This window comes from Spirillospora sp. NPDC047418 (genome assembly GCF_040643275.1).
In the GTDB taxonomy this organism is placed as follows: Bacteria; Actinomycetota; Actinomycetes; order Streptosporangiales; family Streptosporangiaceae; genus Spirillospora.
On the sequence record NZ_JBEYTW010000093.1, the window covers coordinates 1 to 24,630 of the forward strand.

Here is a 24,630-nt window from a genome sequence, read left to right on the forward strand (position 1 = left end):
AGGCTCAGATCAACGGCTTGACGAACCGCCGGATGCGGGCCCGCATGTCCGGTGGTGTGAGAGGAGGGCCGGGCGACCCGGCCCTCCTACTCGATCTCGGACACCCCTTCGCGACCGCCGACGACCAGCCCATCCGTACGGGCCAGGCATATCCGGACACGAGCACGGGAAGCACCCACCCACGCGCCCCACGCGCACAGCCCGCGCACGGCGGCGTGCGCAGCCCACGCAGGACCGCACCCACACGAAGGCCGCGTACACAGGCCGCGCGTGGGGAGGCCGCGCGTGGGGAGGCCGTGCGTGGGGAGGCCGTGCGTGGGGAGGGGCCGCGTACGCTGAGCCGATTCGATGCCGCAGGAGGCACCGTGAGCCGACCGCCGCGCATGACCCTCTCCGCCCCCGTCCTGGACGCCTCCGACCCGCACGCGCTGGGCGACTTCTACCAGCGCCTCCTGGGCTGGACGGTCGTCCAGCAGCATTGCGACTGGGTGAAACTGCGCCCGCCGGGCGGAGGTACCGCCCTGTCCTTCCAGGCGGAGCCGATCTACGAGTCCCCGACCTGGCCCGCCGCCGAGGGCGCCCAGCAGATCATGGCCCACCTGGACTTCGAGGTGGACGACCTGGAGGCCGCCTGCGAGCACGCAGAGGCCGTGGGCGCCGTCCTGGCGGACTTCCAGCCCGAGGACGACGTCCGCGTCTACCTCGACCCTGTAGGCCACCCGTTCTGCCTCTTCCTGCCCGAACCCGAGTCCCCCGCCTAGCCGCCGCGATCAGCCCGGAAGCCTCAAGTGCCGAGCCGGCGAGGCCGTGCTGAGGCAAGACGAACGTGCAGCCGAAGCATCCGTCCGCGAGCGCGGCACTCCTGGCGCCGAAGAACCGGTTTTCCACAGAACACCGTTCTACTTCCCTGCGTCCTCGCCATCCCAGAGGATTTCACCGGACGCCCGGAGATGTCGGAGGCGAGGAATAGTGTTCGAACATGCGATCGAATGCGGCCGGATCGTCGGCGGAGTTCCAGCGGCGGGGAGCGCGCGTGCCGGTCGGCGAGGCGCGTATCGCGGAGGCCTTCCGGCGGGACGTGCGGTCCCGCGCGCCGGAACAACTCCCGATCTTTCGATCGCGGCTGCAGGGCGAACTGCTCGCGCGCCTGCTGCTGGGCCCGGCGCGCGAGGTGTCGATGCTCGACCTGGCCGTGATGCTGCGCACCGATCTCGCGTCCGTGATGCGCGAGGTCGAAAGGCTGGCGCGGGCGGGCCTCCTCACACTCCGCCGCACCCTGGCCGGACGGCTGGCGACGCGCAACACGGCGAGCCCGCTGTACGAGCCGCTCGCCCACCTCCTGAAGCTGACGTTCGGCCCCGCGGCGGTCGTGGCGGAGGAGTTCGGCCGGCTGCCCTCGGTCCGGGAGATCTACCTCTTCGGGGCTTGGGCGGAGCGGTACGAGCATCCGCGGGGCGATGGTCCCGGCGATGTCGAAGTGCTGGCGATCGGCGACGTCGCCCCGGACGCCGCGTTCGACGCGGCCCAGGAGGCGGCCGCGCGGCTCGGCCTCCCCGTCCATCCCGTCGTCCGCACGTCCGCCCAGTGGGCCGACGACACCGACCCCTTCCTCCGCGAAATCCGGACCGCCCACCTGACAAGACTCTGACACCGTCGACGCCCCCAGGACGCAGATCACCGCTGCGGCCGCGGGTGTGGGGCGCGGCCGCGAACGTGATGAGAAGCATTTTCGCCCGCCCGCCCGCCCGCGCGCCCGGCCGGGCCGAACCGTCGCAACTGCCGGCATGGGCCATGGTGAGGAGGTTTCGGCTGTGGGGTGGAAGGTCAGCGCAGGGACGCTGCGAGTTCGAGGATGCTTGTGGTGTCGCCGTGTGGGCTGATCAGCAGGTCCGTGGCGCCGGCATCGGCGAAGCGGCGCAACCGGCGGGCGATCGTCTCCTCGTCTCCGGCGATGACCGTTTCGTGGACGCCGGACAGTCCTTGGCGGTCGAGGATCGCGCGATAGGCGGGGAAGGCCGATGCGGGGCCGAACTGTTCGGCCAGTTCGCGCCGGACACCATCGGGGTCGCTGGTGAGGGCCACCACAGCGCCCGCCAGTACGCGCGGCGCGGGTCGTCCCGCGGCCTCGGCGGCCTTGGTGATCGAGGGCACGATGTGGTCGGCGATCGCCTCGGGGCCCGTCCAGGTCGTCACGGTGCCGTCGGCGAGTTCGCCCGCGATCCGCAGCATCGCCGGGCCCAGCGCGGACACCAGCACCGGCGGCGCGGTGGTGCCGGGAGCGTCCATCGTTCCCACCGCGGTCAGGGTCTCGCCGTGGTAGTCGACGTCCTCGCCGCGCAGCAGTGGACGCAGCGCGGAAAGATACTCGCGGACATGCCGTGCGGGCCGGTCGTAGGAGATCCCGTGTGCGCCCTCAATGATCTGCTGGTGGCTCGGGCCGATGCCGAGGGTGAAGCGGCCGCCCGTCACGGCCTGTGCGGTGAGCGCCTGGCTCGCCAGCGCGAGGGGGTGGCGGGGAAAGGTCGGCACGATGGCCGTGCCCACTTCGATGCCGGGCACCTCGCGTCCGGCGAGTGCCGCGGTCATGAGAGCGTCCCAGGACGCGGTGTGGCCGAAGAAGACGCTGTCGAGTCCGGCGTCACGGGCCAGGCGGACTTGGGCGACGAGGTCGTCCAACCGGGCCATTCCGGCGATGCTGAACAGTCCGATGCGCATGGGAACCTCCAAGGTGAATCGGATCTTCCGCTTCTGGTTGTCCAGGGTAACCTGAATCCGATGTTCCGGTTACCGCTGGAGGAGGACGATGCGAGCCGACGCGCGACGCAACCGCGAGCGGATCGTCGCCTGCGCTCTGGAGTTGTTCGCCGAGCGCGGGCCCGGGGTGAGCATGGAGGAGCTCGCGCGGGAGGCCGGCCTCGGCGTAGGGACTCTTTACCGGCACTTCCCCGATCGTCGGGCGCTCGTCGAAGAGATCGCGACCAGCGCGCTCCGAAGCATGGCGGCGGAGATCCGGGCGCTGTCGGCGAAGGATCTCTCACGCTGGGACGTGCTGACCCAGGTCGTCACCCATTGCACCGAGCAGCCGCTCGCCCTCGTCAAGTCGATCGCCGACGGCGGCGACGAGATCCCGCCGGAGCGGCACGCCCTGCAGAACGAGGTCGATGGCCTCCTGCGAGGGCTCGTCAAGGCCGTCCAGGACGAGGGGACCATGCGCGGCGACATCAGCCCGGCCGAGGCCGTCGAGATCTTCAGCACCGCCGTCTGCCGCCCAGGAGCACGCGCCGGCGACGCCGTGACCCGAGTAATGCTGGACGGCCTCAGTACCTAACCCGCGCCCGCCCCCCGCCCGTCCGCCGTGCAGGCGCCCGCGCCGGTGACGCTGTGACCGGGGGCTGCTGGACGTCTCAGTACCTAGCTCGCGCCCGCCCGCATGGTCGCCGTGTAGGTGCGCGGGCCTGGGGGATGCTGTGGCCCGGGTGGTGTTGGTCGGTCTCAGTACTCGGCTCTCAACGGCCCGGCTGGACGGCCTGCAGGTGCGCGCGCCCGGGCGACGCCGTGCTCCAGACATCGTCGCCACGCTGTTGGTCCCAGGCCGTGGTGTTGGACGGTCTCAGTGCCTACTCGCGTCTGCCCGGCTGGTCGCCGTGTGGGTGCGCGGGCCTGGGGGATGCTGTGGCCTGGGTGGTGTTGGGCGGTCTTAGTGCTTGGCTCTCGGCTGTCCGGATGGAGGGGCTGCAGGTGCTTGTGCGGGTGGCGGGCTGTTCGGTGTGCACTGCACCTGAGGCGGCCTCCGCGTGGGCGGGGCGGCCGTCCAGTGCTGGGCGCGGTCAGGTAGGGGGTAGCCAGGTGGCTATTTCTCGGTGGAGGCGGGTCTTGGTCTCGGGTGGGGCGAAGGAGGCGGTCACTGTGTTCCTGGCCAGTTCGGCGAGGATGTGGTCGTCGTAGCCGAAGGTGTCGCGCACGTTGGCGTACTCGGTGGTCAGGGACGTGTCGATCAGTGCGGGGATGTCGGTGTTGAGGGTGACTAGCAGGCCCGCGTCGCGAAGGGCCGGGAGGGGGTGAGCGTCGAAGGACGGGGCGAAGCCGAGGGCGACGTTGGAGGATGGGCACACTTCGAGGGGAATCCCGCGTTCCCGGACCTCGGTCACGAGATCGGGATCGTCCAGGATGCGGATGCCGTGGCCGAGTCGCTCGGCGCGTCCGGGGCCGAGGGCCTGGCGGATGCTGGCGGGGCCCTCGCCTTCGCCCGCGTGGTGGACGACGTGCAGCCCGGCATCGAGGGCGGCGGCGAACACCTGGGTGAACGGGTCGCCGGGATGGGCCTCGTCGCCGGCGAGCCCGATGGCGACCACGCCGTCGTGGCGGCGGGCGAGGTCGAGCGTCCGCCAGGCGCGTTCGACGGAGCGGCGCCGGGAGTGGTCGAGGATGAGGCGGCACTCGATCCCGAACGCGTCCTGTCCGGCCGCCAGGCCCTCCAGGACGGCCTGGAGGGGCATGCCGAGGCGCTCACCGTGTCCGGCGGCCGTGAACGACACCTCGGCATAACGGACGCCCTGGGCGGATTCGTCCTCGCAGAACTCGTAGGCGATGCGGCGGAAGTCGGCGGGGCGCCGCAGGCAGGCCCGGACGAGGTCGTTCCGCGCGAAGAAGGAAACGAAGTCACCGAGCGTGCCCGCACGGCCGGGCACCTCCACGCCGTTGGCCGCGCCGATCTCCCGCAGCGTGGCCCACCGGACGGTGCTCTCCAGATGGACGTGCAGATGGGCTTTGGGCAGGCTCAGCAGATCACGCACGCCCGTACGCTACGGCCGGGGCGGGCGCGCCGCCCACCCATTATTCGTGCTAGCCGGCCGGGTGAAAGCACGGAACCGCAAGCGCGTCCGGAACGCTGAAATGATCAAAGCCCGGCCGGGCCGCTCCCGACTGTGGTGGCGCCGGTCATCGTGCCCGGCCGGTCGGCCGGCGACCCCTGAGGAGTACATGAGCATCGTGTCGAACCGCATCCAGCGCATCGAGGACGGGCAGCGCATCGAAGGCGTCACGCGTCCCATCTTCATCCACAACTTCTCGTACCACCTGACGGACCTGCAGGTGTTCGCGGACGGCGCGATCAACTGCTGGGGCTGGGTCGACCTGGACGGTCTGCGCGAGAAGATCGAGCGCGGCTGGGTGGTGACGGAAGTGCCCGAGGGCGCACAGATCAGCGCATTCGAGCTGGGGGGATGGAAGGCCGCGGAGCCGCGGTTCAGCCTCACCCCGGAGATGCTCCTGGCCGAGGTGGCCGACGACATCGAGAGGTTGAACGGCCGTCCCGACTCCACGGACCGCTGCCTGGCGGCCCTGGACCGGTACCTGGAGACACGAGACGAGGCCGACAGGCCGACGCTGCGCGAAGCGTACCTTGAGATTCCCGAGCATAAGCGGCAGTACGCGCTTGGCGACATGGACAACCAAGACCGGCCGCTCGTCTACCTGTGCACCGATATCGGAGAGCGGCCGATCGGTGAGTGGGTCGACGATGGCGAGGTGACCGAGGCCAAGCGTGAATGGGCGCTGGAATACTTCGCCGAACGTGAACGCGTCCGCGCCGAGTACGAGGACAAGCGCCCGGCGGACGACCCGCAAGAACCTGCGGACGGGACAATTCACTTCGGCGGACGCGTATACCCGAAGGGGTTCCCTGAGGACGCGGGGATCGACGCCCTGCAGAACGATTACCCCTCCCCGATCGACGTCGGCGGCGCCGTCTACCCGTCCGTCGAGCATGCGTACTGGGCTCTCTCGACCGCAGATCCCGAGGTCAGAGAGCAGATCCGCGCCGCCGAGCGGGCCTATGAGGCGCAGAAGATCGCCGCGGAGGCGACCCGCGTCCAGGACTGGTCCCAGGTGCGGACGGCCGCCATGGCCGGCCTGTTGCGCGCAAAGTTCACACAGCATCCTGAGTTGGCCGAAATCCTGCTCGGCACGGGGGATGCGCCGATCGCCTACAGCGGAATGGGCTCCGACCACTGGGCCGCCGGCGGCGGAAAAGGGCGCAACTGGATTGGTCGGCTTCTAGAACTGCTCCGCTCTGAAATCCACGCTCAGCGATCCGGGTCTCCCTTCCCGTGAAATGCGGCCGTGGCATCGTGCCGGCACGAGATCTTGCGGCACGAGATCTTGCGGCAGGCGGCAGGCGGCAGGCGGCAGGCGGCAGGCGGCAGCGTGGTCAGGTGGGGAGGGCGTAGCGGCCGTCGTCCAGGGGGTCGACGAGGCCGTCGGCGATGAGGGCGTCGAGGGCGCGTTCGCGTTGGACGGCGTCCGACCAGACGATGTCGAGGGTCGGCTTCTCGACCGGCCCCTCGGCGTCCCGCAGGACGGCGAGGATGCGGCCGCGGCACTGGCGGTCGGTGCCCGCATACGTCTGGCCCCGGCGCGGCGGCCCGTCGTAGGCGGGGCGCCCGGCGCGTTGCCAGGCGCAGGTCCCGAGCACCGGGCAGTCGACGCAGCGGGGCGTGCGGGCCGTGCAGACCAGCGCGCCCAGCTCCATCACCGCGACGGCCCAGCGGGCGGCCGTCGGCGGATCGACCGGCAGGAGGCTCTCCGCGAGCGTCACCTCCGCCTTCGTCTGCGATTTCGGCGGGTACTCGACACCGGACACCAGCCGGGCCAGGACGCGCCGGACGTTCGTGTCGAGCACGGCGTGCCGCTGCCGGAACGCGAAACTGGCCACGGCGGCGGCCGTGTAGGCGCCGATGCCGGGCAGCGCCAGCAGCTCCTCGTGCGACGACGGGACCTCGCCGCCGTGCCGTTCGGTGATCGCGCGGGCGCTCGCGTGCAGCCGCAGCGCCCGCCGCGGGTAGCCGAGCCGCCCCCACGCCCGCACGGCCTCGCCGGACGGTTCGGCGGCCAGCGCGGCGGGGATCGGCCAGCGCGTCATCCAGGCGTCCCAGACGGGCAGGACGCGGGAGACGGGCGTCTGCTGGAGCATGATCTCGCTGACGAGGACGCCCCACGGGGTCGCGTCCGGCGCCCGCCACGGGAGATCCCGGGCGTTCGCCTCGTACCAGTCGAGGATCGGGGCGGTGTAGGTGGTGTAGGCGGAGTTCACGTTCATGGCGCGCCGCCATTGTGGCACGCGGCGGGTCGTCCCCACGTTCCGGTCCGGTGACTGCATACTGACCGTATGTGGCCGAATACTGGACGTGACTCCGGCGGTTCTGGGGTGGACCAGTACTGGCGGCGCCGCGCGGTGGCCCTGGCCGGCGCGCTCGGCGCCGTCGGCCTGCTGGCCTGGGCGTGCGCCGGGACGGGCGAGGGCGAGCCGGTCCGGGACGCGAAGGCGGCCGAGAGCGCGAGCCCGCCGCCCCCGCCCACCGTGATGCCGACGGTCACGGTCACCACGACGACCACGCCGGAGCCGGAGCCGGCCGCCGACGGCGGCCCCTGCGACGCCGCGGACCTCGTCGTCAACATGTCGGTCGCCGACACCGCCTACACCGGTTCCGAGCGGCCGGAGTTCCGGGTCACGGTCGTCAGCACGGGCAAGGGCAAGTGCACGTTCGACACGGGTTCGCTGGACGTCCGCATCACGTCCGGCTCCGACCGCATCTGGTCGTCCGCCGAGTGCCGCCACGGCGACGCCACGAAGGAGACCCTCCGCCGCGGCATCCCGTACGTCGACACGATCACCTGGGACCGCGTCCGAGGGTGCAAGGGCAAGACCGAAGCCCGCCCCGGCACCTATGTGGCCGACCTGAAGGGCATGAAGGCCAAGGAGCGCATCTTCCGCCTCCGCTGACTCCGCCCGCCCGGCAGGCCGTCCTTCCCGTCACCCGCCCGTCTGCCCGCCCGGACGCCGCCGTCTTCGCTGACGCTCGTGCAACTGCGACCTTTGCGGGGCCGTGGTGTTCAGGTGTCGCCGCTGCTGCCGGTGCCGCCCCTGGATGCTGCTGATCTGTCGGGCGACTTGTTCGTGTGTTCGGGCGGTGGGCGAGGGTCAGACGTAGCGTTCGAGGATGGAGGATTCGGCCAGGCGGGAGAGGCCCTCGCGGACGCTGCGGGCCCGGGATTCGCCCACGCCGCCGACGGCCTGCAGGTCGTCGATGCTCGCGGCGAGGAGTTTCTGCAGGCCGCCGAAGTGCTCGACGAGGCGTTCGACGACCATGCTGGGCAGCCGGGGGACCTTCGCGAGGAGGCGGAAGCCCTTGGGGCTGACCGGTAGGTCGAGGGCGTCGGGGCCGGCGAAGCCCATCACCTCGGCGACCGTCGACAGGTCGAGCAGTTCGTTGGCGGAGAGGGTGTCGAGCGACGACAGGATGGCGGCGACGCCGCGGGAGCGGGTGTCGTCGGACGGGTAGTCGCGGACGATCAGCTCGCGGTCGGCGTCGACGCCGGAGACCAGCTCGTCCAGCTGGAGGGAGAGCAGCCGGCCGTCGGTGCCGAGTTCGACGACGTAGCCCTCGATCTCGTCGGCGATGCGCCGCACCATTTCGAGGCGCTGGACGACGGCGCTGACGTCGCGGACGGTGACGAGGTCCTCGATCTCGAGGGCCGAGAGCGTGCCGGACACCTCGTCCAGGCGGAGTTTGTAGCGTTCGAGCGTCGCCAGGGCCTGGTTCGCCTTGGACAGGATGGCCGCGGAGTCTTCGAGGACGTAGCGGATGCCGTCCAGGTAGAGCGCGATGATGTGCATCGACTGGCTGACCGAGATGACCGGCAGGCCGGTCTGGCGGGCGACGCGTTCCGCGGTGCGGTGCCGCGTCCCCGACTCCTCGGTGGGGATGGTCGAGTCGGGCACGAGGTGGACGGCCGCGCGGACGATGCGGCTGTGGCTGTCGTCGAGGACGATCGCGCCGTCCATCTTGGCGAGTTCGCGCAGCCGGGTCGCGGAGAACTCGACGTCGAGCTCGAAGCCGCCCGTGCAGAGTTCCTCGACCGGTTTGTCGTAGCCGAGCACGATCAGGCCGCCGGTGTGGCCCCGTAGGATCCGTTCGAGTCCGTCGCGGATCTGGGTGCCCGGGGCCACCGCGGCCAACGTGGCGCGGCGTCGTTCGTCATGACCCTTGTCGTGTGATGGCACCTGACCCCCGGAGGTCGCTGGACGGCGCCAGTTTACCGAGGAGGGCCGCGCCCTGGTTCCTCCCCAGGTCGCAAGCCCCGGTTGTGTGGAGTAATACTCTGGCGTGACCCGTGTCAGTGCGCCGTAAACGCGACCTGGAGGGCCTGCTGCAGGCTGTCCACCTCCATCACCTTCATGCCTTCGTAGCTGCTGAGCTGCGGGTCGGCGCGCTTGAGCGGTGATCCGTCGGCGAGTTCGAGGGAGCCGCGCGGGACGACGGCGTACTTGAAGCCGAGCCGGGTCGCCTCGGCGAGCCGCCGCTGGACGCCGGGCACGATGCGGACCTCCCCGGCGAGACCGACCTCGCCGAGCGCGATCAGGCTGTTGGACAGCGCCTGCTCGACCGTGGACCCGGCGACGGCGAGGGCCAGCGCCAGGTCGACGGACGTCTCGCTGAGCCGCACCCCGCCGACCGTCGAGACGTACACGTCCTGCTCGTGCATGGAGATCTTGCAGCGCTGCGCGAGGACGGCGAGGACCATCGCGACCCGGGACGTGTCGAGCCCGGACGTGGCCCGGCGCGGCGCCGGCAGATGCGACTTCGCGACGAGCGACTGCACCTCCGCGACCAGCGGCCGCCGCCCCTCCAGCGTGACCGTCACGCACGTCCCGGGGACGGGCTCGTCGCGGCGGGTGAGGAACAGGCCGCTCGGGTCGGGCAGCCCGACGATGCCGACCTCGGACAGGTCGAAGCAGCCGAGTTCGTCCGTCGGCCCGTACCGGTTCTTCACCGCGCGGATCATGCGGAGCCGCGAGTGCCGGTCGCCCTCGAAGTACAGGACGACGTCGACCAGGTGCTCCAGGAGCCGCGGCCCGGCGATCGCGCCGTCCTTGGTGACGTGGCCGACGAGCACGACCGTGATGCCGCGCTCCTTCGCGACCCTGATCAGGTTGGCGGCGACCTCGCGGATCTGCGTGACGCCGCCGGGCGCGCCGTCCGCCTCGGACGTCCCGATCGTCTGGATGGAGTCGACGACGAGCAGCGACGGCTCCACGGAGTCGATATGCCCCAGAATCGCCGACAGTTCGGTCTCGGCGGCCAGGTACAGCTGGTCGGTGATCGCCCCGACCCGGTCGGCGCGCAGCCGCACCTGCTCGGCCGACTCCTCGCCCGTCACGTAGAGGACGTTCTTCGCGCCGCCCTCGGCCGAGGTCGAGGCGAGCGCGGCGACCTCCAGCAGCAGCGTCGACTTCCCGATGCCCGGCTCGCCCGCCAGCAGCAGGACCGCCCCGGGCACGATGCCGCCGCCGAGCACCCGGTCCAGCTCGTCCAGGCCCGTGGGCCGCGTCTGCGCCGACCCGACGTCCACCTGCCCGATCGGACGCGCCGGCGCGCTGACCGGCCCGGCCGACACGACCCGCGCCGGCGTGGCGGACGCCGCCTCGGTGACCGTCCCCCACGTCTGGCACTCGCCGCAGCGCCCGACCCACTTGGACGTCTGCCAGCCGCACTCCGAGCACCGGTAGGCGGCCTTCGCCGTCTTAGCCTTCGCCATGCGCGGCAGCCTAGAGCCAGCTACCGACAGTATCCGCCCAGGGGGGCGACCCCCTGGGTCAGCACTGCTTGCGGGCTCGTTCGATCAGGTCGCCCAGGTGGTCGGAGACCACGCTGGGGCGTTCGAGCATGGCCATGTGGCCGGCGGAGGGGATGACCTCCAGGCGGGCCGAGGGGACGCAGGAGGCGATCTTGAGGCTGTGCTCGACCGGGGTGAGGAGGTCGTTCTCGCCGCCGAGGACGAGGGTGTCGGCGGCGGCGAGGGAGGCGCAGTCGCTGATGACGTCGGTCGTGATCATCGAGCGGAAGTAGTCGACGAACGCGTCCATGCGGGTGTCGGTCATCATCTGCTCGGCGAAGGCGACGGCGGCGGGGCTGGCGTCGGGGCCGAAGGCGACGAGGTCCTCGACGAGGGCGGCGGCGTCGCGGCCGAGGTGGCGGACCCGCTCGACGGCGCCGGAGCCGGCGCCGAGCGCGGCGAGGGCGCGGGGCAGGACGCGGTGGGTGGTGCGCGCGACGAGGGCGGGCATGCCGAGGGTGACCTCGCCGAGGCCGCCGGACGAGGTGCACAGCAGCCCGGTCGCGAGGATCCTGCGCCCGACCAGGTCCGGGTTCTCGTCGCAGTACCGCATGATCGTCATGCCGCCCATGGAGTGGCCGACGAGGACGACGGGCGTGCCTGCGGGGACGGTCGCCTCGATGACGGCGCCGAGGTCGGCGGCGAGGCGGGGGATGGTGTAGCCGTCGCGGGCGCCGCCGTCGGAGCGGCCGTGGCCGCGCTGGTCCCAGAAGACGAGCCGGCCGAGGCCGCGCAGGGCCTTGCGCTGGAAGTGCCAGGAGTCCTGGGTGAGCGTCCAGCCGTGCGAGAACACGACGGCGAGGTCGGTGCGGTCGTCGCCGTCGATCTCGGCGTACAGGCGGGTGCCGTCGTCGGCGCGGACCGGGACGGGACGGCCGCGCAGCGACCCGAACGGCTCGCCGGCGAACGGGTCGGGACGCAGCTGGAGGCGGCGCACGGCGCGGCGCTGGGCGACCAGGCCGGCTCCGGCGCCGGCCGCGCCGACGGCGGTGGCGGCGAGCAGGCCGCCGAGCGCTCTTCCCGCAGTGACACGCCCCATGCCGGTACCTCCCGTGTGACCGAACCAGTCAGTAACTCAGGGGCAACGCCACCACAAATTGACGGCATAGTCCACCTCCAGGCCGCTGTGCTCGCGCAGGCACGCGTCCGCGACGCCGGGCGGGAACTCGATCCGCAGGACGGCGGCGAGGTCGTCGCGGCTTTCGAACGACCACCGGATCGTCAGCGGGTCGCGGGAGAAGCCGCGCCGCGTCCAGAACCGCTCGACGGCCTCCGGGTCGTATTTCGGCAGGCCGCGGCGGAACCAGCGGCCGAACGTGGAGCGGGTCGCGTCGTTGTCGATGATGAAGATCGCCCCGCCGCGCCGGACGACCCGCTCCAACTCGCGCAGGCCCGGTTCGCAGCCCGGCCCGAAGAAGTACGCCCACCGGGCGTGGGCGACGTCGACCGAGGCGTCCGGCAGCGGCAGCGCCTGGGCGGCGCCGACACGGACGATCACGTTGGACAGGTCCCGGGTGCGGCGCGCGGCGGCCGCGGCGAGGCCCGCGTGCGGCTCGACGCCGGTCACCCGGCGGGCGTCGGCGGCGAAGAACGGCAGGTGGAAGCCGGTGCCGCAGCCGACGTCCAGGACGTCCGCGGCCGTCCACGGGCGGATGGCGCGCATCGCGGCGGCCAGCACCCCGTCGGGGTCGACGGCGCGGTTCTCCAGCTCGTAGACCTGGGGGGAGTTCCAGATGTTGGGGCTCGGCACGGCGCCCGGCGCGATTTCGGCCACGGCGACTGAGCGTAGTCGGCCCCAGGGGCGGAGCGATCAGGGCAGAGCAATCAGGATCACTCCGGGCGGTTGTTTCATCGCGGCCGCCGCCGCATAGGCTTTACCGTGCGAACCCTGATGACCATCGTCGAGCGATCATTCCTGGCGAGGAAGCCTTGACCCCGCAGCACAACGGCGTCAGTACACCCGCTCTCCGTGTACCGGACGCGCCGATAACGCTCTCCACCGCGTCGGTCTACCCGGAGAAGGTACCGAGCGCGTTCGAGATCGCCGCGCTGCTGGGCTACGACGGCATCGAGGTCATGGTCTCCACGGACGCCTCCTCGCAGGACCTGAACGTCCTGCGCCGGCTGTCCGACTACCACCAGGTGCCGATCAAGTCGATCCACGCGCCGTGCCTGCTGCTCACCCAGCGGGTGTGGGGACGCGAACCCTGGGGCAAGCTCATCCGCTCCAAGGACGTCGCGGAGGAACTGGGCGCGGAGGTCGTCGTCGTCCATCCGCCGTTCCGCTGGCAGCGCGACTACGCGAAGGAGTTCGTCGAGGGCCTCGCCCGTATGCAGGACGAGACCGACGTCCTGTTCGCGGTGGAGAACATGTTCCCGCTCAAGGCGCGCGGTGCCGAGGCGGGCATGTACCTGCCCGACTGGAACCCGGTCGACCAGGACTACCCGTACGTCACCCTCGACCTGTCCCACACCGCCGTCTCCGGGTCGGACCCCATCGACATGGCGAGCAGCCTGGGCGACCGCCTGCGGCACATCCATCTCGCCGACGGCGTGGGCATCACGAACAAGGACGAGCACCTCGTCCCCGGCCGGGGCAACCAGCCGTGCGGGACGATGCTGGAGGACCTCGCCGAGAGCGGCTTCCGGGGGCACATCGTCCTGGAGGTGAACACGCGGCGCGCGTCCAGCCGGGTCGAGCGGATGGAGGACCTCGCCGAGGCCCTGGCGTTCGCCCGCCTGCACCTCGCCGCCGCCGACCACACCTGGGAGGTCACGCCGGCCGGGGAGGTCACCCGCCGGGGCGTCCGGTGACCGACGCCACCGCGCCCCGGGGCCGCCGGCCCGGCCCGACCGAGACCCGGGAGAAGATCCTCGCCGAGGCGCGCGACCTGTTCGCCGAGAAGGGCTACGACGGCGCCTCGCTGCGCGCCATCGCGCGTGCCGCGGGGGTCGACCCCGCGCTCGTCCACCACTTCTTCGGCAACAAGGAGGGCGTGTTCATCGAGGCGATGCGCTTCCCGGTGGACCCGTCCGTCATCCTGCCGCGCGTCATGGCGGCCCCCCGCGACCGGATCGGCGAGGCGATGGTCCGCACCTTCCTGGAGGTGTGGGGGGACGATGACCGCCGCGCGCCGATGCTGGCGATGCTGCGCTCGGCGATGACGAACGAGCGGGCGGCGGCGCTGCTGCGCGAGTTCGTCACGGTCGCCCTGTTCGGCCGCGCCAGGCAGGCCACGGACGCGCCGCCGCTCGGCATCCAGGCGGCCGCCGGGCAGATGATCGGCCTGATGATCCTGCGCCACGTGCTGCGCGTCGAGCCGATGGCCTCCGCCTCGGAGGAGGAACTGGTCGAGCTGGTGGCCCCGGCGATCCAGCGCTACCTGAGCTCCTGACCGTCCCGGCGTTCCGGTTCCGGACCCCTTGACCGGGGCATCGCGGCGGCTTAAATTCAACGCATGATGAGTTCAAGTCCGGCGAGCGGCGCCGAGCCGGCCGTCAGCGTCCGCGACCTGCGGGTCGTGCGCGGCGGCCGGGAGGTCCTGCACGGGCTCACCTTCGACGTCCCGCGCGGCTCCATCGTGGGCCTGCTCGGCCCGAGCGGCTGCGGGAAGACCACCCTGATCAGGGCGCTCGTCGGCGTCCAGATCGTGCGGAGCGGCACGGTGACGGTGCTCGGCGCGCCCGCCGGGTCCGCCGGGCTGCGGCGCCGCGTCGGGTACGCGACGCAGTCACCGGCGGTGTACGCCGACCTGACCGTCGCCGAGAACCTGCGCTACTTCGCGTCCGTGCTGCGGGCGCCGCGCTCGGACGTCGACCGCGTCATCGACGAGGTCGGGCTCGGCGCGAGCCGCGACCAGACCGCGGCGACGCTGTCCGGCGGGCAGCGCGGCCGCACCAACCTGGCCGTCGCGCTGCTCGGCTCGCCCGAGCTGATCGTCCTGGACGAGCCGACCGTCGGCCTCGACCCGGTGCTGCGGCAGGAGCTGTGGGAGCTGTTCCGGGAACTCGCCGACCGGGGCGCCACCCTCGTCGTGTCCAGCCACGTCATGGACGAGGCCGGCCGCACCGACCGCCTCCTGCTGATGCGCGAGGGCGTCGTCCTCGCCGACGGGACCCCGGACGGGCTGCGCTCCCGCACCGGCACGCCCGACCTGGAAACGGCGTTCCTCCACCTGATCACCGAGAAGTCCGGGAGCCCGGCATGAGCGCCGCCGTCACGTTCGCCACGATGCGGCGCATCCTCGCGCAGCTCAGGCACGACCACCGCACGCTCGCGCTGCTGATCGGCGTGCCGACGCTGCTGATGATCCTGCTGCGCTACGTGTTCGACCAGCCGATGCTGTTCGACCGGGTCGGGCCGATGCTGCTCGGCGTGTTCCCGTTCATCGTCATGTTCGTCGTGGCGAGCGTCGCGACCCTGCGCGAACGGACGAGCGGCACCCTCGAACGGCTGATGACCATGCCGCTCGGCAAGCTCGACCTGCTGCTCGGGTACGCGCTCGCGTTCGGACTGATCGCGCTGGCGCAGGTCGGCATCGTCCTGGTGATCTCGCTGACCTGGCTCGGCCTCGACCTGAACGGCTCGCTGGGACCACTGGTCCTCGTGTCCCTGCTGGACGCGCTGCTCGGCATGTCGCTCGGCCTGTTCGCCAGCGCCTTCGCGCGGACCGAGTTCCAGGCCGTCCAGTTCATGCCCGCCTTCGTCCTGCCGCAGACGCTGCTGTGCGGGCTGATCATCCCGCGCGACGACATGGCGTCCTGGCTGACCGCGATCTCGGACGTCCTGCCCCTGTCGTACGCGGTCGAGGGCATGCAGGAGATCAGCGCCCGCCCCGACTTCACCGGCACCCTGGCCGTGGACGTGGCCGTCATAGCGGCGTTCACGATCGTCGCCCTCGTCCTCGGTGCGGTGACCCTCCGCCGCCGAACCGCTTAATCGGACAGGTGGGGTGAAGCGGGCCATCCTCGGTCGATCGTGCTGGTAGCTTCTGCGCCATGACCGCGCCAGATCAACCCGGACCGCGGCCGCCGCAGCGGGCCGACCAGGGGCCGCAGGCACCGGCGGCGGCGCAGGCCGCCGAGCCCCCCGCAGACGCCCCCGACGGCGAGGCGTTCTGGGCGGCGGCCGACGGTGCGGAGCGCAGGCGCAAGCGGCGCTGGCCGCGGGTCCTGATCGCCATCGGGGTGTTCGTCGCGCTGGTCGTCGCCGGGACCGGCGGGCTGCTGTGGCAGCGCCAGTCGTCCTACAACGGCAACATCGACCGGATCAAGGGCGTGATGCCGACCGACCAGGCGAACCGGCCGGGCCCGAACGTGGAGGGCACCGAGAACTGGGTGCTCGTCGGGTCGGACTCGCGCGCCGAGTCGGCGACGACCGGACAGGGCGGCGACGTCTGGAAGCCGGGGCAGCAGCGCACCGACACGATCATGCTGCTGCACCTGCCGGCGGACCGGAAGAAGGCGTACATCATCTCGTTCCCGCGCGACTCGTGGGTCGAGATCCCCGGCTACGGCAAGCAGAAGATCAACGCGGCGTTCTCCTACGGCGGGCCGAAGCTGCTGATCGAGACGCTGGAGACGCTCACCGGGATCCGCGTCGACCACTACGGCGCGATCGACTTCGAGGGCTTCAAGTCGATGACGGACGCGCTCGGCGGCGTCACCGTCAACATCAAGCAGAGCGTGTACGACCCGGCCCGCAAGAAGCAGTGGACGGCGGGCAGGCAGAAGCTGAACGGCGAGGAGGCGCTGCTGTTCGTCCGGCAGCGCTACAACCTGCCGAACGGCGACTTCGACCGGATCAAGCGGCAGCAGGCGTTCCTCGGCGCCCTCGCCAAGCAGGCCGCGGACCGCGGCACGCTCACCAACCCGCTGAAGCTCGACCGGTTCCTGTCCGCGCTCACCAAGTCGATCAGCGTGGACGCCGGGGTGTCGGCGGGCGACATGCGCTCGCTGGCGCTGAGCATGCGGAGCGTCCGGGCGTCGGACGTGATGTTCATGACGCTCCCGCACAAGGGCACCGGCATGCGCGGCAAGCAGAGCGTCGTGTTCGTGGACTGGGCGAAGGCGAAGCAGGTGTTCGGCGCCGTCAAGACCGCGCAGATGGCCCAGTACGTGCGGCAGCACGGAGGCGGCAACAGCCTCGGCACCGTTTCGTGATCGCGGGGCCGGCGGAGGCTTAACCTGGGACGCAGAGACCCGGGGGGTGTGCGACAGTGCTTCGTCAGGCGCTGCTGGTCGCGTCGCGCAGCGGCGGCGCGCGCAGGATCGTGGAGACCGCGCCGTTCAGCCGCGACGTCGTCCGGCGCTTCATCGCCGGTGAGACGGTCGAGGACGCGGCGAGCGTCACCGGGAGGCTGACCGGTGAGGGCCTGCTCGTCACTCTGGACGTCCTGGGCGAGGACACCGGCGACGAGGGCCGCGCCGAGGCGAACGCCGCGCATTATGTCGAGCTGCTGGAACGGCTGGGTGCCGCGGGGCTCGGTGCGCGTGCCGAGGTGTCGCTGAAGCTCTCCGCCGTCGGGCAGACCCTCAGCGAAGACCTCGCCCTGGAGAACGCGAAGCGGGTGTGCGCGGCGGCCCGTTCCGCCGGGACGACGGTGACCCTCGACACGGAGGAGTACGGCACCGTCGATGCGAACCTGCGGATCGTCCACGAACTGCGGCGCGACTTCCCGGACGTGGGCGCGGTCGTCCAGTCGTACCTGCGCCGGGCCGAGGAGTACTGCGCGGATCTCGCCTACGAGGGGTCGCGCGTGAGGCTGTGCAAGGGCGCCTACGCGGCACCGGCGGCGGTCGCCTTCACCGACAGGGAAGAGGTCGACAAGTCCTATGTCCGCTGTATGAAGGTGCTGATGGCGGGCAAGGGCTATCCGATGCTCGCCACGCACGACCCCAGGCTCATCGACATCGCCGGAGCACTGTCCGTTCTGCACGAGCGCGACGCCGACACGTTCGAGTACCAGATGCTCTACGGGATCCGTCCGCAGGAGCAGCGCCACCTGGCCTCGCAGGGAGCGCAGGTCCGCGTGTACGTCGCGTACGGGCGCGAGTGGTACCAGTACTTCATGCGCCGCATGGCGGAGCGTCCCGCGAACCTCCGCTTCTTCATGCGCTCCCTTGCCGGACGGTCCTGAACGCCGCCGCTATAGGGTGGACCGGTCGTTGAATCCCCACGTCAAGGTATGCCGATGATCGCGATTCTGGGTGCCGGGAAGATGGGCGAGGCGCTGCTGTCCGGGGTGCTCCGGGCCGGCCGCCGCCCGTCCGAGCTGATGGCGACCGCGCGCCGGGAGGAGCGCGGCGCGCTGCTGCGCGAGCGGTACGGCGTCGCGATCGTGGCGAACGCGGAGGCCGCCGCGAAGGCCGAGACGCTGATCCTCGCGGTGAAACCGCAGGACATGGGCGCCCTGCTGGACGAGATCGGCGCGCACGTCCCGCCCGGCCGGCTGGTGATCTCGATGGCGGCGGGCATCACGACCGGGTTCATCGAGGCGCGGCTGGCCGAGGGCGTCCCGGTCGTCCGGGTCATGTCGAACACGCCCGTGCACGTCGACGAGGCGATGAGCGTGATCTCGGCGGGCTCGCTCGCGGCGGAGGAGCATCTGAAGCTGGCCGAGGAGCTGCTGTCCCCGGTCGGGAAGGTGCTGCGCCTCCCCGAGTCGCTGCAGGACGGCGCGACGGCCCTGTCCGGCAGCGGCCCCGCGTACTTCTACTACCTGGTCGAGGCGATGGTGGACGCGGGCATCCTGCTCGGCATGCCGCGCGCCGCCGCGCTGGAGATGGTCGTCCAGTCGGCCGTCGGCGCCGCGATCATGCTCCGCGACTCCGGCGAGCACCCGGTGATGCTGCGCGAGGCGGTCACCTCGCCGGGTGGCACGACGATCTCGGCCATCCGGGAACTGGAGCGGCACGGCGTCCGCGCCGCCGTCCTGGAGGCCATCGAGGCGGCCCGCAACCGCGGCCGCGAACTCGCCGGCGGCTGAGCGGGCCGGTGCCTCGACCGGTTTCTCATGGAAAGTTCACCTTTGAACATTGAGCCGGCCATGGGGGTGCGCTCGTGTTAGGGGTATGGGACTCATACTCCGCCTGATCGTCGCCGCCGGGCTGGCGGCCGACGCCGTCGTGCACTGGATGTTCGCGCCCGACATGGCCTTCGTCGAGGGCGGGGCCATCGGCGGCGACCTGCTCTTCCGCGTCCAGGCGGCGGTCGCGGCCGTCGTCGCCGTCATCGTCGTGACCTACGGGTCGCGCTGGGCGCACGCGCTGGCGTTCCTCGTCGCGGCGAGCGCGGCCGGCGCCGTCGTCCTCTACTACTACGTCGACCTCGGCGCGGTCGGCCCGCTGCCGGACATGCACGAGCCCGTCTGGTACCTCGACAAGACCATCAGCCTGGTCGGCGAGGGCGGCGCCGCGCTGGCCGCGCTGGTCGGGTTCTTCGTCGCGGGCCGGGGGCGCCGCGAGGAGGACGAGATCTACGAGCGCGAACCCGCCGGCCGCTTCTGACCCGCCCGGGCCGGGCGGGCCGGGGCTAGGCGGCCCTGGTGCGGCCGGGGGAGGTGTGGTGCGTGACCGTGCAGATGAAGCGGGCCGCGTCCTCCATGGCCTCGCCGGCCTCCGGCAGGACCCGGTTCAGGATGTGGAAGACGTGCATCTGGCCGTCCCAGACCTGGAAGTCGCAGTCCCCGCCGGCGCTGCGCAGGGCGTCCGCGAACGCCTCGGCCTCGGTGCGCAGGACCTCGGCACCGCCGACCTGGATGAGGACGGGCGGCGGGTCCGTCCAGGCGCAGTTGAGCAGGGCCAGCCGCGGGTCGTCGAATCCGGCCGGCCCCACCACCAGGCGGGCGACCCGCAGCGCCGACGCGGCGCTGATGTAGGGGTCGCGGGCGCCGTCCTGCGCCTGGCTGGAGAGTTCGCAGGTCAGGTCGACCCACGGGGAGAACAGGGTGAGCCCGGCCGGGTTCGGCAGGTCCAGCCGGCAGATCTCCCCGGCGAGCATGGCGGCGAGATGGCCGCCCGCCGAGTCGCCCGCGATGACGATGCCGGACGCGGGGACGCCCCGCGCGAGCAGCCACCGGTAGGCGGTGACGGCGTCCTCCAGCGGCGCCGGAAACGGGTGCTCAGGCGCCAGCCGGTACCGCAGCGCGAGCACGGGCAGGCCCGTGTCGTGCGCGAGCCGCGAGGTGATCGGCCGGTGGGTGCGCGGCGAGCAGGCCACGTAGCCGCCGCCGTGCAGGTAGAGGACGGCGCCGTCGGCCCGGCCCTCGGGCGCGTCCCGGGAGATGAGCCATTCGCCCTTGACCGGGCGGTCGTCGCCGCCGTCGGCCGGCGGCTCGTTCAGCCCCTCGATCCGCACGCCCGAGCAGGGCCGCATCAGTAACGACGCGGCGTCCACCGTCGAGCGGGCGGTCCGGATCCCGGTGGTGTGGCCGGGGAGGTAGTGCAGGAGAGGCCGGACGCCCAGCCGCAGAGCGCTGCTGATCGCACGGCTGCGAACGCTCGGGCTGTCCATGTACCCCCCTTTGGTATTTAGGTGTCGTGTGATCGGTATGCCCGCTTTTGGCGGGTAATTCACGTCACAGTCTCGCAATGGCCCCCCGGGAGGCCCCCGAGCATGTGATCCAGGCCGCGTGATCCAGGCCATATGACGCTCGCGATACCGTGAGGCCATGAGCAGTTCCGATTCGTCCCCGCCCGCCGGTCCCGAGGGCTGCGGGCTCGAGGTCTTCTGGGACGAGCGGCTCATCTCCTACGACTTCGGCCCCGGGCACCCCATGGACCCTGTGCGCGTCGAGCTGACGATGGCGCTGGCCCGCTCGCTCGGCGTCCTGGACCGGCCGGGCGTGCGGGTGTCGGAGTTCGAGGCGGCCGGCGACAAGCTGCTCCGGCTCGTCCACGAGGAGCCCTACATCGCGGCCGTCAAGCAGGCCGGTGCCACCGGGCTGCCGGACCTGCGGCACGGCCTCGGCACCACCGACAACCCGATCTTCCTCGGCATGCACGAGGCGTCCGCCCTGGTCGCGGGCGCGTCCGTGGCCGCCGCCGAGGCCGTGTGGACGGGCCGGGCGGGGCACGCGGCCAACATCTCCGGCGGCCTGCACCACGCGCTGAGCGGCGCCGCCAGCGGGTTCTGCGTCTACAACGACCCCGCGATCGCGATCGCCTGGCTGCTGGAGAACGGCGCCGAGCGGGTCGCGTACGTCGACATCGACGTCCACCACGGCGACGGTGTCCAGGCCGCCTTCTACGACGACCCGCGCGTCCTGACGATCAGCCTGCACGAGACGCCGCGCACGCTGTTCCCCGGCACCGGCTTCCCCGACGAGACGGGCGCCGAGGGCACGTCGGTCAACATCTCGCTGCCGCCCGGCACCGGCGACCGGCCGTGGCTGCGCGCGTTCGACGCGATCGTCCCGCCGCTGCTGCGCCGGTTCCGGCCCGACGTCCTCGTCACCCAGCAGGGCGCCGACGGGCACGCGCTCGACCCGCTCGCGCACCTCATCCTCAGCGTGGACGGGCAGCGGACGGCCTACGGGCTGCTGCACCGGCTGGCGCACGAGACCGCGGGCGGCCGGTGGGTGCTGACCGGGGGCGGCGGCTACGAGCTGGTCCAGGTCGTGCCGCGCGCGTGGACGCACCTGCTGGCCGAGGCGGCGGGCGGGCCGATCCCGCCGGAGACGCAGACCCCGCAGGAGTGGCGCGACTTCGTCCGGCGGCGGACGGGGGAGATCGCCCCGCACCGGATGACCGATGGGACCGACGTGGTGGAGTACGGCAGATGGGGGGACGGCTACGACCCGGCGAACCCCGTCGACCAGGCGATCCTGGCGACGCGCCGGGCGGTGTTCCCCGAGCACGGCCTCGACCCGATGACGGACGAGTGAGGCCCGCACAGATGAACCCCGCACCCGTGAAACCGGCACCGACGCGCGATGAACTGCGCGCCCACCTCGTCCGGACGATGATCGCCGGCGACGTGGCGACGCCGCGCCAGAACAACCTGCTGCACTACCGGCGGATGGCCGCCGGCCACCCGTACTACCAGTTCGGCCTGGAACTGAAGCCGTCGTGGACGGAGCGGACCGTCCTGGAGATGATGGTCGAGCGCTGCGGCGTCGACCCCGACCCCGGGCACATCTACGGGGACGACACCATCGACCCCGACATCACGATCGACACGCTGGAGGCGATGGGCGACCGCATCGGCCTCGCCGCCCACCGCCGGGAGAGCGTCGTCGTCGCGACGGGGCACCCGGCGACGCTGACGCCGCTCTACCAGGGGGTCGCGCGGGCGCTGCGGGACGCGGGCTGCCGGGTGCTGACCCCCGCGGGCGGCTGGACGTACGAGATCGACACCGGCTACGGCGGCACCGACCTGCGCCGCCTCGTCTACGCCGAGCCCGGTGTCGCGATGCTGGAGGGCGACGACCACCGGACGCACCACACGCACGACCCGCACCCGATGGAGGCCATGCTCCGGGAGCTGGCCGATAGCGCCTCCGAGCGTCCTTCGGAAGCTAAACCTGATATTTGGCCGGATCTGGCCATCGCCGATCACGGCTGGGCCGGAGCCGCCGGTCAGGCGGGCATCGACACCGTCGGGTTCGCTGACTGTAACGACCCGGCGCTGTTCGCCGGCGCCGCCGAAGGCAAGATCGACGTGGTCGTGCCGCTCGACGACGGCATCTCCTCGCACCACTACGCGCCGCTGACCGCCTACATCCTTGATCGCGCGGGGCTGGCGCCGTCCGGCTGACCGCGCCGCGCCCGCGTGCCGCGGCCGTGTGGACCCGTCCAGGCTGTCACTGCGTGTGACGAGACGGCCGTAGTGGGACGCATGGGCTTGCGCTGGGCGATAGGGGACAGCGGAACCGCAGGTCAGCACGGGGTTGTGGTTGACAACCGTTCGTCTCGACACGTGTAGTGCCGTCACGTCCACGCTCCGTACGGATTCAGCACTGTAACCCGCGAGTCAGGTCGGGAGACGGAAATGGGCGCAACTCCCCTCTTGCGACTGCCGATACGCGATTTACGCTGGAGAAGTACACGTGCGTGATCAAAGTCACCCGAAGGGCCGGTGCGCGGCACGTGTGGAAGAGGGCGTCCGATGACCTCAGGCGAGCGACCTCTGAGTGAGGTCAGGTTCCTGACCGTGGCCGAAGTGGCGGCGGTGATGCGGGTGTCCAAGATGACCGTCTACCGCCTCGTCCACTCGGGCGAGCTTCCCGCGATCCGCGTGGGCCGCTCGTTCCGGGTTCCCGAGCAGGCCGTTCACGACTACCTGCGCGACGCGTACATCGAAGCCGGATAGCGGGTAAGGGCGGGGCATGAGCCATGACCCCGCCGGACACTCGTCACCCGGCCGTGCAGGGGGCGTCGGGACGATCCCGCGGGACCGTCCCGAAGCTGGGGATGCAGGACGAGGACCGGCCGGCGGCCCCGCGGCCGCCGGAGCCGGTGTCGGGGGAACGGGGGCAGCGCCCCCGCCCTCCCCGATCCGGCGATTCGGTCCGGACACCGAGCGGGACGGGCAGCCGGCCACGCGGCCGGCGACAGGGCCCGCCCCGGCGGAACGGTGCCCGGCGCCGTGCGACGCGCGGTGCCGGTCGCCGCGATGCCCGCGCGCGGGCGGGTCCCGGCGCGACCAGGGCCGCGGCGGCCGCGGAACGGGCCGCGGCATGTTCTCCATCCGTTCGGCGGTAGTCTTGGGCGGCGGACCGTGCGCGCTCATCGAGCCATGCTCTCCATGCTCGCTCGCGGCACGTTCGTCTCCTGCACACCACCCGATACGCCGAGCGAGGTCCCGTGGGCTCTGTCATCAAGAAGCGTCGCAAGAGGATGGCCAAGAAGAAGCACCGCAAGCTGCTGAAGAAGACGCGTATCCAGCGCCGCAACAAGAAGTGATCACGCCGGCAACCCAGCCGTGAAGGGGTGGGGCGCACAGTGTCCTCCATGCCCGCCGCCGCGGCCCGTGTCGTCCTCGTCACGGGCGTCTCCCGTTTCCTGGGGGCGCGGGTCGCGAACACCCTGCAAGCAGACCCGGGCATCGAGCGGGTCATCGGCGTGGACACGGTGCCGCCCACCGAGTCCCTCGGCCGCACCGAGTTCGTCCGCGTCGACATCCGCACGCCCGGCATCGCGAAGATCATCGCGTCGGCCGGGGTGGACACGGTGGTGCACCTCAACCTCGTGACCTCTTCGTCCGGTTCCCGGGCGAAGGCCAAAGAGCTCAACGTCATCGGCACGATGCAGTTGCTCGCGGCGTGCCAGCGCTCGCCCGACATGCGCAAGCTCGTCGTGCGGTCGTCGGCCGCCGTGTACGGGTCCTCGCCGATGGATCCGGCGGTCTTCACCGAGCGGGACCAGCCGGCCGAGCCGCCGAAGACCGGCTACGCCAAGGACGCCGTCGAGGTCGAGGGCTACGTCCGCGGGCTGATGCGGCGCCGTTCCGACCTGACCGTGTCCGTGCTGCGGTTCGCGAACTTCGTCGGCCCCGGCGTCGACTCGCCGCTCACCCGGTACCTGCACCTGCCGGTCGTCCCGACCGTGCTGGGCTTCGACCCGCGGCTCCAGTTCGTCCACGAGGACGACGGCGTCGAGGTGCTGTGCCGCATGACCACCGAGGACCATCCCGGCTGCTACAACGTCGCCGGGGACGGCGTGCTGCTGCTCTCCCAGGCACTGCGGCGCGCCGGACGGCCGTACATGCCCGTCCCCGCGCAGTCCATCTCGGTGCTCGGCGACATGGGGCGCCGCTTCGCGGGCCTATCCGGGTTCTCACCCGAACTGCTGCGCTGGCTGACGTACGGCCGGGTCATCGACGCCACCGCGCTGGAGCACGAGTTGGCGTGGCGCCCGAAGTACAGCTCCGAGGCGGCCTTCGCCGACTTCGCCGCGGCCCAGGGTCTCGGTCTCGGCCACGGCCGCCTGACGAACCTGCTCGGACGCACCTGA

General features: G+C 71.8%; 26 protein-coding genes. 18 read left to right on the forward strand and 8 right to left on the reverse strand.

Going from position 1 to position 24,630, the window contains the following annotated elements:
* The first annotated feature begins 365 nt into the window (after positions 1-365).
* Both ABZ806_RS36490 and ABZ806_RS36495 read left to right on the forward strand, forming a co-directional pair.
* Positions 366-761 (forward strand): VOC family protein, encoded by a 396-nt coding sequence (locus tag ABZ806_RS36490; protein ID WP_500222625.1) that lies wholly within the window; start codon positions 366-368, stop codon positions 759-761.
* Between the two features lie 218 nt (positions 762-979).
* Positions 980-1,648, forward strand: coding sequence for a hypothetical protein (locus tag ABZ806_RS36495; RefSeq protein WP_500222627.1), 669 nt, complete (start codon positions 980-982; stop codon positions 1,646-1,648).
* A 176-nt stretch (positions 1,649-1,824) separates the two neighbouring features.
* On the opposite strand, the gene ABZ806_RS36500 is transcribed toward ABZ806_RS36495, so the two are convergent.
* On the reverse strand, positions 1,825-2,715 hold the full coding sequence (locus ABZ806_RS36500; RefSeq protein WP_500222631.1) for an LLM class F420-dependent oxidoreductase: 891 nt from the start codon (positions 2,713-2,715) through the stop codon (positions 1,825-1,827).
* An 88-nt stretch (positions 2,716-2,803) separates the two neighbouring features.
* On the opposite strand from ABZ806_RS36500, the gene ABZ806_RS36505 reads away from it, so the two are divergent.
* The gene (locus tag ABZ806_RS36505; RefSeq protein ID WP_500222634.1) at positions 2,804-3,328 is read left to right on the forward strand and encodes a TetR/AcrR family transcriptional regulator; all 525 of its coding nucleotides are present in this window, start codon (positions 2,804-2,806) and stop codon (positions 3,326-3,328) included.
* Positions 3,329-3,827: 499 nt separating this feature from the next.
* Here the strand turns inward: ABZ806_RS36505 and add are convergent, their stop codons facing one another.
* On the reverse strand, positions 3,828-4,793 hold the full coding sequence (add, locus tag ABZ806_RS36510) for an adenosine deaminase (protein ID WP_500222636.1): 966 nt from the start codon (positions 4,791-4,793) through the stop codon (positions 3,828-3,830).
* Between the two features lie 187 nt (positions 4,794-4,980).
* Here add and ABZ806_RS36515 point away from each other — a divergent pair, with 187 nt between their 5' ends.
* Positions 4,981-6,111 (forward strand): NADAR family protein, encoded by a 1,131-nt coding sequence (locus ABZ806_RS36515; protein WP_500222638.1) that lies wholly within the window; start codon positions 4,981-4,983, stop codon positions 6,109-6,111.
* Between the two features lie 97 nt (positions 6,112-6,208).
* On the opposite strand, the gene ABZ806_RS36520 is transcribed toward ABZ806_RS36515, so the two are convergent.
* On the reverse strand, positions 6,209-7,096 hold the full coding sequence (locus ABZ806_RS36520; RefSeq protein WP_500222640.1) for an HhH-GPD family protein: 888 nt from the start codon (positions 7,094-7,096) through the stop codon (positions 6,209-6,211).
* Between the two features lie 108 nt (positions 7,097-7,204).
* On the opposite strand from ABZ806_RS36520, the gene ABZ806_RS36525 reads away from it, so the two are divergent.
* Complete coding sequence (locus ABZ806_RS36525) at positions 7,205-7,780, forward strand: hypothetical protein (protein ID WP_500222642.1); 576 nt, start codon at positions 7,205-7,207, stop codon at positions 7,778-7,780.
* A 198-nt stretch (positions 7,781-7,978) separates the two neighbouring features.
* Here the strand turns inward: ABZ806_RS36525 and disA are convergent, their stop codons facing one another.
* From disA to ABZ806_RS36545, 4 genes are all read right to left on the reverse strand, one after another.
* Positions 7,979-9,061, reverse strand: coding sequence for a DNA integrity scanning diadenylate cyclase DisA (disA, locus tag ABZ806_RS36530; protein WP_500222644.1), 1,083 nt, complete (start codon positions 9,059-9,061; stop codon positions 7,979-7,981).
* Positions 9,062-9,174: 113 nt separating this feature from the next.
* Complete coding sequence (gene radA, locus ABZ806_RS36535; protein ID WP_500222646.1) at positions 9,175-10,596, reverse strand: DNA repair protein RadA; 1,422 nt, start codon at positions 10,594-10,596, stop codon at positions 9,175-9,177.
* Positions 10,597-10,654: 58 nt separating this feature from the next.
* Complete coding sequence (locus tag ABZ806_RS36540) at positions 10,655-11,713, reverse strand: alpha/beta fold hydrolase (protein ID WP_500222648.1); 1,059 nt, start codon at positions 11,711-11,713, stop codon at positions 10,655-10,657.
* A gap of 36 nt (positions 11,714-11,749) precedes the next feature.
* A complete protein-coding gene (locus ABZ806_RS36545) occupies positions 11,750-12,448 on the reverse strand; it encodes a class I SAM-dependent methyltransferase (protein ID WP_500222651.1) in 699 nt (232 codons plus the stop codon).
* A gap of 155 nt (positions 12,449-12,603) precedes the next feature.
* Here ABZ806_RS36545 and ABZ806_RS36550 point away from each other — a divergent pair, with 155 nt between their 5' ends.
* From ABZ806_RS36550 to ABZ806_RS36585, 8 genes are all read left to right on the forward strand, one after another.
* On the forward strand, positions 12,604-13,488 hold the full coding sequence (locus tag ABZ806_RS36550) for a sugar phosphate isomerase/epimerase family protein (RefSeq protein ID WP_500222653.1): 885 nt from the start codon (positions 12,604-12,606) through the stop codon (positions 13,486-13,488).
* Positions 13,485-14,069: a TetR/AcrR family transcriptional regulator gene (locus tag ABZ806_RS36555; protein ID WP_500222655.1), complete on the forward strand. Its 585-nt coding sequence runs from the start codon at positions 13,485-13,487 to the stop codon at positions 14,067-14,069. Before ABZ806_RS36550 ends, ABZ806_RS36555 begins: the two co-directional genes overlap by 4 nt.
* Positions 14,070-14,132: 63 nt before the next feature.
* Positions 14,133-14,882, forward strand: coding sequence for an ABC transporter ATP-binding protein (locus ABZ806_RS36560; protein ID WP_500222659.1), 750 nt, complete (start codon positions 14,133-14,135; stop codon positions 14,880-14,882).
* Complete coding sequence (locus tag ABZ806_RS36565; protein WP_500222662.1) at positions 14,879-15,613, forward strand: ABC transporter permease; 735 nt, start codon at positions 14,879-14,881, stop codon at positions 15,611-15,613. Before ABZ806_RS36560 ends, ABZ806_RS36565 begins: the two co-directional genes overlap by 4 nt.
* 59 nt (positions 15,614-15,672) lie before the next feature.
* Complete coding sequence (locus ABZ806_RS36570; protein ID WP_500222664.1) at positions 15,673-16,836, forward strand: LCP family protein; 1,164 nt, start codon at positions 15,673-15,675, stop codon at positions 16,834-16,836.
* A gap of 56 nt (positions 16,837-16,892) precedes the next feature.
* Positions 16,893-17,813 (forward strand): proline dehydrogenase family protein, encoded by a 921-nt coding sequence (locus ABZ806_RS36575; protein WP_500222667.1) that lies wholly within the window; start codon positions 16,893-16,895, stop codon positions 17,811-17,813.
* Between the two features lie 54 nt (positions 17,814-17,867).
* Positions 17,868-18,662: a pyrroline-5-carboxylate reductase gene (proC, locus tag ABZ806_RS36580; RefSeq protein ID WP_500222672.1), complete on the forward strand. Its 795-nt coding sequence runs from the start codon at positions 17,868-17,870 to the stop codon at positions 18,660-18,662.
* Between the two features lie 85 nt (positions 18,663-18,747).
* Positions 18,748-19,182 (forward strand): hypothetical protein, encoded by a 435-nt coding sequence (locus ABZ806_RS36585; RefSeq protein ID WP_500222676.1) that lies wholly within the window; start codon positions 18,748-18,750, stop codon positions 19,180-19,182.
* Between the two features lie 25 nt (positions 19,183-19,207).
* Here the strand turns inward: ABZ806_RS36585 and ABZ806_RS36590 are convergent, their stop codons facing one another.
* On the reverse strand, positions 19,208-20,188 hold the full coding sequence (locus ABZ806_RS36590) for an alpha/beta hydrolase (RefSeq protein WP_500222680.1): 981 nt from the start codon (positions 20,186-20,188) through the stop codon (positions 19,208-19,210).
* A gap of 157 nt (positions 20,189-20,345) precedes the next feature.
* Here ABZ806_RS36590 and ABZ806_RS36595 point away from each other — a divergent pair, with 157 nt between their 5' ends.
* From ABZ806_RS36595 to ABZ806_RS36615, 5 genes are all read left to right on the forward strand, one after another.
* Positions 20,346-21,560, forward strand: a complete 1,215-nt coding sequence (locus ABZ806_RS36595; protein ID WP_500222683.1) for an acetoin utilization protein AcuC — start codon at positions 20,346-20,348, stop codon at positions 21,558-21,560.
* Between the two features lie 11 nt (positions 21,561-21,571).
* A complete protein-coding gene (locus ABZ806_RS36600; RefSeq protein WP_500222685.1) occupies positions 21,572-22,432 on the forward strand; it encodes a phosphatase in 861 nt (286 codons plus the stop codon).
* A gap of 351 nt (positions 22,433-22,783) precedes the next feature.
* Complete coding sequence (locus ABZ806_RS36605; RefSeq protein WP_021591693.1) at positions 22,784-22,987, forward strand: helix-turn-helix domain-containing protein; 204 nt, start codon at positions 22,784-22,786, stop codon at positions 22,985-22,987.
* Positions 22,988-23,481: 494 nt separating this feature from the next.
* Positions 23,482-23,580 (forward strand): 30S ribosomal protein bS22, encoded by a 99-nt coding sequence (locus tag ABZ806_RS36610; RefSeq protein WP_018654693.1) that lies wholly within the window; start codon positions 23,482-23,484, stop codon positions 23,578-23,580.
* 48 nt (positions 23,581-23,628) lie between these two features.
* Positions 23,629-24,630, forward strand: coding sequence for an NAD-dependent epimerase/dehydratase family protein (locus ABZ806_RS36615; RefSeq protein WP_500222689.1), 1,002 nt, complete (start codon positions 23,629-23,631; stop codon positions 24,628-24,630).